The organism is Formosa agariphila KMM 3901 (genome assembly GCF_000723205.1).
GTDB classification, from domain to species: domain Bacteria; phylum Bacteroidota; class Bacteroidia; order Flavobacteriales; family Flavobacteriaceae; genus Formosa; species Formosa agariphila.
The window spans coordinates 2,141,552-2,154,685 of sequence record NZ_HG315671.1 but is presented as its reverse complement, the minus strand read 5'-3'; the positions used below and the strand labels follow the sequence as shown (position 1 = coordinate 2,154,685).

The following is a 13,134-nucleotide window of genomic DNA, read 5'->3' as shown; positions in this document are numbered from 1 at the left end:
TTATGAAGAACATAAAATATTATATAGGACTTTTTCTTTCGTTTGCTTTTTTGCTTACAAGCTGCCAGGAAGACGATGTGTCCATAGGTGAAATTATGGCGCCTACGGCTGTAACAATATCAGCAGAAATAGTGGGTGTAGATACCGATAATCCATATGGAGATGGTAGTGGAGTTGTCGTTTTTACAGCTACTGCAGATAACGAAATCACTTATCAATTCGATTTTGGAGATGGAAAAACAGGAGTTGCGCCTTCAGGGATAACCGAACACCGATTTACTACAACAGGTATCAATACATATACTGTAGTGGTTAATGCTGTTGGAACAGGTGGCGTTAAATCGAGTACGGCCATGGATGTAGAAGTGTTTAGTTCGTTCTCTGATGTTGAAGCAGAAAATTTAATGGCAGGAGAGTTAGTTGGAGATTCTAGAACTTGGTATTGGGCTGCAAATATTCCACTTCATGTTGGATTAGGTCCAATTGAAGACGATTATGGAAATGGTGAGTTTGCTTACGAAGCTTGGTGGAATGCCATTCAACCATGGGATGAAGAGAAATATTGTATGTATACGAATGAATTTGTCTTTACACGTACAAGTGAGGGATTAACTTTCGAGCAAACAGTAGGACCTGCTTTTGTTCCTGGTGCTTATGCAGACGAACTAGGTATAGCTGGAGATACTTGCTATGATGAAACTGTGGCTACAGGAATGTTTGGTGTTAAAAATGTTTCCTTTTTACCATCAACGTCAAAAGCCGCTTTAGAAGGAAGTTATAACGATATGCCTTATAGAGGAACCGCTTTCGAAATATCTGATGGTGGATTTATGGGCTGGTACGTTGGAGCGAGTAGCTACGATATTATTTCAGTAACAGAAAATACACTTCATGTTAGAATCATTCAACCTGGATTTGGAGCGTGGTATCAAGTGTTCACTTCTAGTAAACCTGTTGAAGGGGAAGTTGATTTTGAATCCGAATTTAATGACTTAGTGTGGTCCGATGAGTTTGATACTTCAGGAGCTCCAGATGCAGCAAACTGGACCTACGATTTAGGTGCAGGTGGTTGGGGAAACCAAGAAGTGCAAACTTATACTAATGATGCCAATAATGTAATTGTAGAAGATGGAATTTTAAAAATCAAGGTGCTAAAAGAAGGAAACACTTATACGTCTGCTAGATTAAAATCTCAGGGATTACAATCGTTTAAATATGGGCGTATAGAGGCTAAAGCAAAATTACCGGCGGCTCAAGGCACGTGGCCAGCAATTTGGATGCTAGGATCTAATTTTGAAAGTGTGGGATGGCCATTATGTGGAGAAATCGACATTATGGAACAAACTGGATGGGATAAAAACACCTCACTAGGAACTTTCCATTGGTTCGAATCGAGCACAAATGCGAATGCAAGTTATGGCGAAACTTTAGCAGTAAGTGAAATGACATCGGAATTCCATTTATATACTTTAGAGTGGTCTGAAGAGCATTTAATTATTCTAGTAGATAATGTTCAAGTGGTGAAATTAGACAATAGTGAAGCCTTACCATTTTACGATAAGAATTTTTTTATGATACTTAATGTAGCCATGGGCGGAAGTTTAGGAGGAGATATAGATCCTGACTTTACTACCGATTCTATGGAAATAGATTATGTAAGAGTTTACCAATAATACTGTTTGTAGTTTTTTTAGTTAGGGGTAGTGCCTAGTTTAGAATCTGCCCCTTTAAAAAACTAAAATGAAACACTAAAACCTTCAAAGAAAACTTGTTGTTATGTACGCTGTAAAGCAGTTACCAAATCGACATTACAAAATTTTTGAATATTTCTAAGTAGCCTTTTAAATAAAACGATTAATGAAAAATACAATGCAAATAGAGTCCGATATAAACAATAGCTCAAACACTAATTCAGACACAAAATTAGTCACTCTTAATGGTGAAATCTTTTATAAAATTTCGAATAGCGATAGCATGCGCCCATTTTTTATGAGCATTGTTAGCGATTCCAACCATTGGATGTTTATTTCAAGTAATGGCGGATTAACTGCAGGACGTAAAAATGCAGAATCGTCGTTGTTTCCGTATTATACCGATGATAAGATTACGGAGTTAGCCGATATAACGGGAAGTAAAACCATCTTTCAAATCCATATAAAAGGACAATCTATTATTTGGGAACCGTTTTCCGAAAGACAAACGGGATTATATAAAATCTCAAGACATGTTTATAAGAATCGTTATGGAAATAAAGTGGTATTCGAAGAGGTAAATCACGATTTAAAATTAACCTTTAAGTACGAGTGGAATTCTAGCAATCAATTCGGCTTTGTAAAAAAATCTACACTAGAAAATCATTCAAAAAACACCATTAAAGTTACGGTTTTAGACGGACTTCAAAACCTATTGCCATCTGGAGTGACTTCAGCACTACAAAACAGCAGTAGTAATTTAGTGGATGCTTACAAGAAAAGCGAATTGCAAACCGAAGTTGGTTTAGGAATTTTTGCTTTAAGTGCAGTCATTGTCGATAAGGCCGAACCTAGCGAAGCTTTAAAAGCGAATATTGTTTGGTCTTCCGGGATTAGTAATGCAACACATTTATTGTCTTCAAGACAATTAAATGCCTTTAGAACACACCAAACTATTACGGAAGAAATAGATGTTAAAGCCGAAAAAGGAGCTTACTTTATTTTATCTGATTTAGTTTTAGAATCCAATACATCAGAAAACTGGATGTTTGTTGCCAATGTAAATCAAACCATCTCAGATGTCGTTAAAGTTTCTGAACTTTTAAAACAAGAACCAAACATCGCAAGTATTATTCAAGAGGATATTGATGCTGGTACGCAACGTTTAATTGCATTGTCGGGTGCGGCAGACGGGTTACAAGTTACTGCAGACCCACTTATAAACATGCGACATTTTTCTAACACGCTTTTTAATATTATGCGTGGTGGAATTTTCGATGATAATTACCAGATAGAGAAAGCCGATTTTATTACATATCTGTCCAAAGCAAATAAACATGTTTTCAAACAAAACGAAAGCATTATAAACGAATTACCAGATGTATTTATACTAGACGACATAAAAAGTATAGCAGAATCAAGTAACGATCGGGATTTTAAACGCCTATGTTTAGAATATTTACCTCTTAAATTTAGTAGAAGACATGGAGACCCAAGCAGGCCTTGGAATAAATTTTCTATAAACACACAAAGTGAAGTAGACGGTTCTAAAATATTAGATTACGAAGGTAACTGGCGAGATATCTTCCAGAATTGGGAAGCTTTAGCACATGCGTATCCAGAGTTTATTGAGGGCATGATTCATAAATTCTTAAATGCCACGACGTTCGAAGGGTATAATCCTTATCGTGTGACTAAAGGTGGTTTTGATTGGGAAGTGATTGAAGAAGACGATCCATGGTCTTACATCGGATATTGGGGAGATCACCAAATTATTTATCTCCTTAAATTCTTAGAATTTAGCGAAGATTATTATCCAGGAACTTTAGCAAAACGCTTCAATCATGATGTGTTTGTATATGCTAACGTACCTTATAAAATCAAGTCGTATTCAGATATTTTAAACAATCCGAAAGACACTATAGATTTCGATTATAAATTAAATACTGCGATAGACGAAAAACGAGCCGAATTAGGTGCAGATGGCGCTTTATTAGTAGATCAGAACGCGACCATTTATCATGTTAATTTAATAGAGAAATTACTAGCTACCGTATTAGCAAAGGTGTCTAATTTTATTCCAGAAGGTGGTATTTGGTTAAATACACAACGCCCAGAATGGAACGATGCCAATAATGCTTTGGTAGGAAATGGTGTATCTATGGTTACCTTATATTACTTAAGACGTTTTCTAGACTTCTTTAAGGATTTAGTAGAGAAATCTGATGTAGAGCATACAGATATTTCTGAGGAGTTAGTCACGTTTTTCAACGCCGTCGTGTTAACTTTAGAAGATAATAAAAATATACTTACAGCTGGTATTACAGATAGAAATAGAAAAACCGTGTTAAACGGTTTGGGTACTGCAGGAAGTGTGTATAGAGAAACTATTTATAACTCTAGTTTTTCTAGTCAGAAAGCTTCAGTGACTAAATCAGAGTTACTAGATTTTATTACGATTACAACTACATATTTAGAACATAGTATCGATGCCAATAAACGCGAAGATAATATGTATCATGCTTACAACTTAATGACGATTAAAAACGAGGATGAAGTATCTATTTCATACTTGTCGGAAATGTTAGAAGGTCAAGTTGCTGTGTTAAGTTCTAAGTATCTTTCGGCAACTCAAGCCTTAAGTTTATTAGATAGTTTAAAGCAAAGTGCATTGTTTAGAGCAGATCAATACAGTTACATTTTATATCCAAACAAAGATTTACCTCGATTTGATCAAAAAAATAATATTCCATCAGAAAGTGTAGAACAATCTAACTTATTAAAAACCTTAGTTCAAGATGGAAACAGACAAGTTATAGAGCAAGATTTCTTAGGGAATTATCATTTTAATGGTGGTTTTAATAATGCAAAAAGTTTAGATGTTGCATTAGCAGAGTTAGATGAAAAATATAAAGCATTAGTCGAAGAAGATAGAGTATTGGTTTTACAAATATTCGAGGATATTTTCGATCATAAATCCTTTACTGGGCGTTCAGGAACCTTTTTTGGTTACGAAGGTTTAGGTTCTATTTACTGGCATATGGTTTCTAAATTGTTACTAGCGGTACAGGAGAATTGCTTATTGGCCATTAAACACCAAGAATCGGATGAAATTATCGGTCGTCTTTTAGATCATTATTACGAAATCAATGCGGGTATAGGCGTACATAAATCACCTGAATTATATGGTGCCTTCCCAACAGATCCGTATTCGCATACACCAGCAACCAAAGGGGCACAACAACCTGGGATGACTGGGCAAGTTAAGGAAGATGTATTAAGTAGAGCAGGAGAATTAGGGGTGTCTGTAGAAGCGGGTAAAATTGTATTTAATCCACGGTTATTACAAACTAAAGAGTTTTTACAAGCACCAACATTATTTAGTATAACTACTATTCAGAAAGAAAGTCAAACAATCGCACTTCAAGAAGGTGAATTAGGTTTTACATATTGTCAGGTGCCTGTGATTTATAAACGTGCAAAAACATCACATGTTGAAGTTGTATTTAACGACCATACACAGCGTGCTTTTGAAGGAAACACTTTAGATGATATTATATCTAAATCCATTTTCGAACGTAAAGGACATGTCAATCATATTAAAGTTTTTGTAAATAAATAATAGCGCATGTGTAATCTAAAAACCTGTATAACACTTTTTATAGTTTGTATGATGTTAGGATGTAACAATAAAACTCAGATTGCGCAGGAATTATCGGCAGCAGCTATTTTAGGGAATCCAAAATACCTGGCTATTTCTTATGGCGGTTACCGTGAAACCACTCGCGAGGTGCAACCTACTATGGCAGAATTGAAAGATGATTTGAAGATTCTTTCGGCTATGGGCATAAAAGTTTTACGGACCTATAATGTGCATTTAGATCAGGCGGCTAATCTGTTAAAAGCGATAAGTGAATTAAAAGCAACGGATCCAAGTTTTGAAATGTACGTTATGCTTGGGGCGTGGATAGATTGTAAAAATGCATTTAATTCTGCTAACGGCGAGCCAGACCATAGTCTAGAAAGTGAACGAAATGCTGTTGAAATAGAGACGGCTGTTCAGTTAACAAAAGCATATCCAGACATCGTTAAAATTATTGCTGTGGGTAATGAAGCCATGGTAAAATGGGCGGCGAGTTATTATGTACAGCCGGGCGTGATTTTAAAATGGGTACATCATTTACAAGACTTAAAACAATCAGGAGAATTACCAACTGATTTATGGGTTACAAGCTCAGACAATTTTGCGTCTTGGGGTGGAGGCGATGCCGAATATCATACAGAAGATTTAAATCAACTAATTAAAACTGTCGATTATATCTCTATGCATACCTACCCAATGCACGATACCCATTATCATTCTGTGTTTTGGGGTGTTGAAGACAGTGAAGCAGATTTATCAGACGAAGAAAAGATTGAAGTGGCTATGGCACGCGCTAAAGCCTATGCCGTATCGCAATACGATAGTGTTTACAATTACATGACGAGTTTAGGCGTAAATAAACCAATTCATATTGGAGAAACAGGTTGGGCGAGCGTGTCTAACGCATTGTATGGAGAAATGGGTTCGAAGGCTACAGATGAATATAAAGAAGCCTTGTATTACAAATCTATGCGAGACTGGACAAACGAAAATGGAATGTCTTGCTTTTATTTTGAAGCTTTCGACGAGCAGTGGAAAGATGCCAATAATCCCTTAGGTTCCGAAAATCATTTTGGCCTTATCAATTTAAATGGAGAAGCCAAATATGCTTTATGGGATTTAGTCGATCAAGGCGTTTTTAAAGGATTGACCAGAAATGGAAAGCCGATTACAAAAACTTTTGGAGGTAATAAAGCGGCTTTAATGGAAACCGTTGCAGTGCCACCAATTAAAAATTAAAATTATGAAACACGCACTTATATTAATACTTCTTGCTGTTAGCTGTTACGGCTGTAAACAAGAGTCGGTTGCTACGCAGGTTACAATCTCTGGTCGACATTTACAGGTAAATGATGAAGCGTATACCATTAAAGGCATTTGTTATCATCCAGTACCACAAGGGTCAGAACATAGAGATTTTAAGACCTTAAGTCAGGATTTAGTACTAATGCAGGAAGCGGGAATAAATACCATTAGAACGTATGCACCTATAGATGATGAAGCTGTGTTAGATGAAATTGCGACCGCAGGATTAAAAGTTATTATCGGTTTTGGCTACGACCAAAAAGGGTTTTTCGATGTGTATTCGGGGAGCTTTATAGATTATGTAAATACCTATAAACATCATCCTGCTATTCTTATGTGGGAATTGGGGAACGAATATAATTATCATCCCGAATGGTTTAATGGCGATGTGAAAAACTGGTACAAAGCCATGAATGCTGCTGCAGATTTAATTCATAAAAACGATTCCAATCACCCGGTGGCAACGGCACATGGCGAGTTGCCAGACGATATCGCACTATCACTTTCACCTAACATAGATGTTTGGGGTATGAATGTGTACCGTTGGGATAATCCGGAAGAGATTTTTAGACAATGGACAGCAATAAGTGATAAGCCCATGTATATCTCTGAAGCTGGTGGCGATAGTTATATGACTATGGAAAGCGACGGATTTCAGCAAGGTGAAAATCAGCACGCTCAAGCGCAAGCTAATGCTATGATTTTAGATAAAATCATTGAAAATCTAGATCTATGTGCAGGAGTCACTATGTTTTCATTCACAGATGGCTGGTGGAAGGCGGGGCATCCAGACCAACAAGATATTGGTGGTTGGGCGCCAAACAGTAGTGGCGTGCCTTACGATGGATCTCCGAACGAAGAATACTGGGGCATTGTAGATATCAATAGAAACAAAAAAGAAACTTTTACTGTTATAAAAGCAAAATATAATCAGATAAAATAATTGAGATATGAACAAACTAAACCTAGTAACCTTCTGTTTAATGATGATTGCATTACACAGTTGTAAAACCGAACCCAAAGACACAACCGTTAACGCTATGACATTTGAAGTCTATGAAACCTCCGAAAAAGGTAACAGTCTTACAAAACTAGAAACTTTTAAGTCCAACAAAGATACGGTGGACCTAAAACTATCGCCTGAGCAAACATTTCAAACCATTACTGGCTTCGGCGGGGCGTTTACAGAATCTTCGGCATACTTATTAAACAAATTAAGCCAAGCGAATCGCGACACGATTTTACAAGCCTATTTTGCAAAAGAAGGCGCGAATTATTCGTTAACCAGAACACATATGAATTCTTGCGATTTTTCTCTTACGAATTACTCATATTCTCCTGTAGCGGGTGATAAAAATTTAGAGCATTTTACGATTGAAGAAGATATGGACGATTTAATTCCGATGATAAAAGACGCTATGGAAGTGTCTGAAGACGGATTTAAAATATTTGCTTCACCATGGACGGCCGCGCCTTGGATGAAAGATAATAGAAAATGGGTTGGGGGAAAATTACTGCCAGAATATTACGATACTTGGGCGTTATTTTTCTCGAAATACTTAGATGCGTACAAAGCTGAAGGTATTGATATTTGGGGATTCACGGTAGAAAACGAACCTCATGGCAATGGTAATAATTGGGAAAGTATGCATTTCTCTCCAAAAGAAATGACCGATTTTGTCGAGTTTCATTTAGGACCAAAATTAGAGAAAGATGGTTACGGCGATAAAATTATTCTAGGATACGATCAAAACAGAGCCGGTTTAAACGAATGGGTAGATGAAATGTATAGAAGCGAATCCTCTTCTAAATATTTCGATGGTACGGCGATTCATTGGTATGAAAGTACTTACGATTATTTCCCTGAAGCTTTACAATATGCACACAACAAGGCACCAAATAAACTTTTAATTGAAACGGAAGGTTGTATAGATTCTCAAGTTCCTGTTTGGAAAGACGATGCTTGGTATTGGAAAAAAGAAGCTACAGATTGGGGGTATGATTGGGCATCTCCAGAGGATAAACATTTACACCCAAAATACGCGCCTGTAAATCGGTATGCGAGAGATATTATTGGTTGCCTTAACAATTGGGTAGACGGTTGGGTAGATTGGAACATGGTGTTAGACCGACAAGGCGGACCAAACTGGTTTGAAAATTGGTGTGTAGCACCGGTTATTGTAGATCCTGATGCAGACGAAGTTTATTTTACACCACTTTACTACACTATGGCTCATTTTAGTAAATATATGCGTCCTGGAGCTAAGGTTATCGGTGTTGAAAACTCAGATGACTCATTGATGGTATCTTCTGTTAAAAATCCAGATGGTTCTATTGCAGTTGTGATTTTTAATGAAACTAAAACGCCAAAAAATATCAGCTTAACATTAGATGAAAATACAGTAGAGTTTTCAATTGATGCACAAGCCATTCAAACCGTGATGCTAACTGAGTTGTAAAAATATTCAGCAAGCATTTAACTAACTAAAATACACTAGAAAGATGTCTCATTTAAATAAAGTTCCGTTCGGTCAAAAAGTTGCTTTCGGAGTTGGTATGCTCGCGAATCAAATGTTTCCAGCTGCAATGGGGATTTTTATGGTTGTGTTAGTACAAGATTTAGGATTTCCAGGGTGGATGTGGGGTGTGATTTTCTTTTTACCTCGTATTTTCGATTCCATTACCGATCCAATTATGGGATTTATATCAGACAATACAAAATCGAAGTGGGGCCGCCGTAGACAGTATGTATTTATTGGAGCTATTTTAATGGGAATTTCGTTTTCAGTCTTATGGCAATTGCATAGAGAAGATGGTATCGATTATAACTTTATCTATTTCATGATCTGGTCGTTTATTTTCTATCTCGGTTTAACCATTTTTAGTGTGCCTTATGTGGCTATGGGCTACGAAATGAGTGACGATTTCCATGAACGTACTAATATCATGGCTGTAGCACAATGGATAGGGCAATGGGCATGGGTAATTGCGCCATGGTTTTGGGTTATTATGTACGATCAAGATTGGTTTGAATCTGCTGATGTAGCCACACGAAGTATTGCCGTTTGGGTGGGAATAATCTGTATGATTTTCGCTATGATTCCAGCGATTTTTATTAAAAGTAGATCCACGATAAACGAAGATTATGCGCCCTTAAATATGAAAAATATTGGGAATAGTTTTAATGGCATTATCGACGGATTTAAAGAAGCTTTTAAAAATAAGCCGTTTAGAAAGTTATGTGTGGCTACGTTTTTAGTCTTTAATGCTTTTAATACTGTAGCTGCGTTTACCTTTTTTATTGTGGTTTACTATTTGTTTAATGGCGATGCTAGTGCCGCAGGAATATGGCCGACATTATTCGGCAGTTTAGGTGCCTTAGCTACCACGTTTATGGTGATTCCTATTGTAGCAAAAATGTCTAAAATAATGGGTAAGAAAAATGCATTTTTAGCATCTCAAAGTATTTCCATTTTAGGATATATTCTACTTTGGTTTCTGTTTATACCAGGAAAACCCTATATGTTTATTTTTGCTTTACCATTTTTCGCTTTTGGAATAGGAAGCCTATTTACTCTGATGATGTCTATGACTGCAGATGTTATTGATTTAGACGAACTAAATACAGGTTTACGAAGAGAAGGTGTTTTTGGAGCCATTTACTGGTGGATGGTAAAATTTGGATTTGCCATTGCGGGCCTATTAAGCGGACTTATATTATCGATGATTGGATTCGATGCAGATGCGAGTTCTCAGTCTGATAATGCCATATTTGGGTTACGGTTTTTCTTCTCTGGATTACCTATATTAGGCACCTTAATAGCCATTTTAGTGATGCGTAAATACAATCTTACCGAAGAAAAAACAAATGAAATTAGAGTGGCGTTAGAACAACGTAAAGTCAAGAAAGGTAAGTAAATCGTATTATAATATGTCTTATAGAAAAGAGAATATTTTATCGCTTTCTGGTGGAAGTCACGAGAATAAAACACTAAGAGGATTAGAAAATACATGCCGTCGCATTATAAAAGAAGGTGTACACGGTATTTGTTTTAGTGCATACGAAGAAGGACAGAAAGCAGGAGATAAAATTAGTGAAGCTCAAATAAGAAGACGTTTAAAAATTTTAAAACCTCATACCCGTTGGATGCGTTCGTTTTCGTGTACAGATGGTAATGAATTAATACCTGAAATTGCTAAAGAACTAGGACTAAAAACACTTGTAGGTGCTTGGTTAGGACAAGATGATGATATCAATGCAAAAGAAATTGCAGGCTTAATTAAACTGGCAAAAAATGGTTATGTCGATATAGCAGCAGTTGGAAATGAAGTCTTATATCGTAAGGATTTATCTGAAGTTGAACTTTTACAATATATGAAGGAGGTTAAAACCGCCATTCCTGAACTTCCTATAGGCTATGTCGATGCCTACTACGAATTTGTAAACCGCCCAAAAATAACAGAAGCTTGCGATGTAATTTTAGCAAATTGTTATCCGTATTGGGAAGGTTGCGCTCAGGAGTATGCTCTTATTTATATGAAAGATATGTTTAATAGAGCAAAAAAAGCGGCTCAAGGTAAACACGTAATCATTACAGAAACCGGTTGGCCTAGTCAAGGATTAGGGTTGCATGGTGCTAAACCTTCTTACGAAAACGCCATTAAATATTTTATAAATGCCCAAGAATGGTCTAAAGAAGACGATATAGATTTGTTCTATTTTTCTTCGTTTGATGAGTCTTGGAAAGTGGGTACAGAAGGCGATGTAGGCGCTTATTGGGGACTATGGGATAAAAATGAAACGCCTAAATATTATAGTAAAATTCCTTTTATCTATAAAAAATAAAGTGGTCAATCTACATCTAAATCGGCTTACTGTGCTGTTTGTATTAAACTTTCATGTATAAACCCTTCTAAAGTGTCCTGTACACGAGTATGATACCAACGGTTCGTTTTAGCTACTATGTTTACTTGAGTATTTATAGGCAAATCAGTTCGTTTTTGAGATTTTGTATCCGGGCTAATCCTAAGTTCGTTTTTTTGCAGTCGTGTTTTACCGACATCTATCAACGCTCCTTTTTTAAATTCTATTTGTTCTGTGAGTTTAATAAACGGATAGGGATCTACTGCACCTGCATTGGTGTAAATGCCGAAGTGCAAATGCGGACTAGTCGTTTTTGCATTTCCTGTATTGCCTACAAAACCTAAAGTATCACCTACATTTACTTTATTTCCTCTGGAGACCGCAATACTGTCTAAATGCGCATAATATAAAGACGAACCAAAAATACCATCGCGTAACCAAACTTGTTTTCCGCCAAGGCCACGATTCCCCGTGTCTGTAATAAATCCGTTTGTAGAGGCAACAACAGGAGTTCCGCGTTTGGCAAATATATCTATACCTTCATGCGAGCGTTTTCCTCCGCTTCTTACAGCGCCCCAAAAACTTTGTACAGCTTTATTGTCTTTTCCACTCACAGGAAAAGCGAGTGTGGGTACTGTATATAATTTTATGCTAAAATTTTTGCGGACTGTGCCATTAGGTATCATTACAAATTTATATTGATTAGTAGACGTAACCTTAAAAGATATTGAATTCGATTCTGTAGTGTTCGAAATCACTGGTTTTTTTGAGGATATAGCATTAGTATTTAATGTGAACATATCTAAAACTAACTGTAAACTATCTGTATTATCATCCGTTTCAATTTTTAAACGCTCCCCTTGTTTTAAATCTAAGGTATAAGCTAAAATTTTAAAACCAGAAGTGTCCGATTTCAATTGTATAACTGTAGGAAGTTCCAACTGAAGCGTATTGTTTAGGGCCTTATGGTAACGTGCTTCGTAGTCTTGAAATACACTATCGTTGCCTTTAAAACTACGTTCAAAAACAGTTTTGGCCGTTGGTTTTGTTATCGCATCTGTAATTTGTTGCGTTTGTTTACACGAGGTAATTATAAGTAGTGTTAATAGTATGGTTATATATTGCTTCATACCTAATTTATGCATAAATCATACCATTTTTATGAAATGAAAATAATTGTAAATCACTGATTTTTATTAGAATGCAAACACTAACAAACTCAGCAATCTTCTATAAGCATATTTTAATTAGTTGTTTTTTTGAATGACATGAAATTTTAATTTGCAATCACTTAATACTTGGTTGTTAATCGGGTCATCTATAATTTTTATTGTATTGATACTATCTATGTTTATTGGTGAGATTAAAAAGACTAATAAATTAGTATAATCTTTCTTGAGATAAACTAACTGCTTACCAAGTTGTGTAAACTGAAATATATTAGTCTGTAATCTTCTTTATTGAACAGATTTATGGGATAGTCGCCAAACATCAGTGATTCATTTGTGTGGTAAACTAACATTTTTGAGGTGTGTGTCAATCCAAAATTCAAAACATAAACTGGACACTGTAACAGTTTATTTTGCCATTAAATTTAATTATGTTTGTAAGGTTTTGAATATTCTTTTCTG

General features: G+C 36.1%; 8 protein-coding genes. 7 read left to right on the top strand and 1 reads right to left on the bottom strand.

Annotated elements, in window-relative coordinates; all coding sequences use genetic code 11:
• Positions 1-2 precede the first annotated feature (2 nt).
• The 7 genes from BN863_RS09365 (at position 3) to BN863_RS09335 (ending at position 11,485) form a co-directional block, all read left to right on the top strand.
• Positions 3-1,673 (top strand): glycoside hydrolase family 16 protein, encoded by a 1,671-nt coding sequence (locus BN863_RS09365; RefSeq protein ID WP_038529859.1) that lies wholly within the window; start codon positions 3-5, stop codon positions 1,671-1,673.
• A 184-nt stretch (positions 1,674-1,857) separates the two neighbouring features.
• Entirely contained in the window at positions 1,858-5,313 is a 3,456-nt protein-coding gene (locus BN863_RS09360; protein WP_051774666.1) for a hypothetical protein, read from the top strand.
• 6 nt (positions 5,314-5,319) lie between these two features.
• Positions 5,320-6,573 carry a glycosyl hydrolase family 17 protein gene (locus BN863_RS09355; RefSeq protein WP_038529856.1) on the top strand — a complete coding sequence of 418 codons (1,254 nt, stop codon included), beginning with the start codon at positions 5,320-5,322 and terminating at the stop codon, positions 6,571-6,573.
• Between the two features lie 4 nt (positions 6,574-6,577).
• On the top strand, positions 6,578-7,582 hold the full coding sequence (locus BN863_RS09350) for a glycoside hydrolase family 2 TIM barrel-domain containing protein (RefSeq protein WP_038529854.1): 1,005 nt from the start codon (positions 6,578-6,580) through the stop codon (positions 7,580-7,582).
• A 97-nt stretch (positions 7,583-7,679) separates the two neighbouring features.
• Positions 7,680-9,098: a glycoside hydrolase family 30 protein gene (locus BN863_RS09345; RefSeq protein WP_148304661.1), complete on the top strand. Its 1,419-nt coding sequence runs from the start codon at positions 7,680-7,682 to the stop codon at positions 9,096-9,098.
• A 43-nt stretch (positions 9,099-9,141) separates the two neighbouring features.
• Positions 9,142-10,557 (top strand): MFS transporter, encoded by a 1,416-nt coding sequence (locus tag BN863_RS09340; protein WP_038529850.1) that lies wholly within the window; start codon positions 9,142-9,144, stop codon positions 10,555-10,557.
• 13 nt (positions 10,558-10,570) lie between these two features.
• Positions 10,571-11,485 (top strand): glycoside hydrolase family 17 protein, encoded by a 915-nt coding sequence (locus BN863_RS09335; protein WP_038529848.1) that lies wholly within the window; start codon positions 10,571-10,573, stop codon positions 11,483-11,485.
• A 26-nt stretch (positions 11,486-11,511) separates the two neighbouring features.
• On the opposite strand, the gene BN863_RS09330 is transcribed toward BN863_RS09335, so the two are convergent.
• Positions 11,512-12,648 (bottom strand): peptidoglycan DD-metalloendopeptidase family protein, encoded by a 1,137-nt coding sequence (locus BN863_RS09330; protein WP_038529846.1) that lies wholly within the window; start codon positions 12,646-12,648, stop codon positions 11,512-11,514.
• Between the last annotated feature and the right edge of the window lie 486 nt (positions 12,649-13,134).

Coding starts and splice junctions, on each gene's coding strand:
- BN863_RS09365 (WP_038529859.1), top strand. CDS start 3: ATGAAGAACATAAAATATTATATAGGACTTTTTCTTTCGTTTGCTTTT.
- BN863_RS09360 (WP_051774666.1), top strand. CDS start 1,858: ATGAAAAATACAATGCAAATAGAGTCCGATATAAACAATAGCTCAAAC.
- BN863_RS09355 (WP_038529856.1), top strand. CDS start 5,320: ATGTGTAATCTAAAAACCTGTATAACACTTTTTATAGTTTGTATGATG.
- BN863_RS09350 (WP_038529854.1), top strand. CDS start 6,578: ATGAAACACGCACTTATATTAATACTTCTTGCTGTTAGCTGTTACGGC.
- BN863_RS09345 (WP_148304661.1), top strand. CDS start 7,680: ATGACATTTGAAGTCTATGAAACCTCCGAAAAAGGTAACAGTCTTACA.
- BN863_RS09340 (WP_038529850.1), top strand. CDS start 9,142: ATGTCTCATTTAAATAAAGTTCCGTTCGGTCAAAAAGTTGCTTTCGGA.
- BN863_RS09335 (WP_038529848.1), top strand. CDS start 10,571: ATGTCTTATAGAAAAGAGAATATTTTATCGCTTTCTGGTGGAAGTCAC.
- BN863_RS09330 (WP_038529846.1), bottom strand. CDS start 12,648: ATGCATAAATTAGGTATGAAGCAATATATAACCATACTATTAACACTA.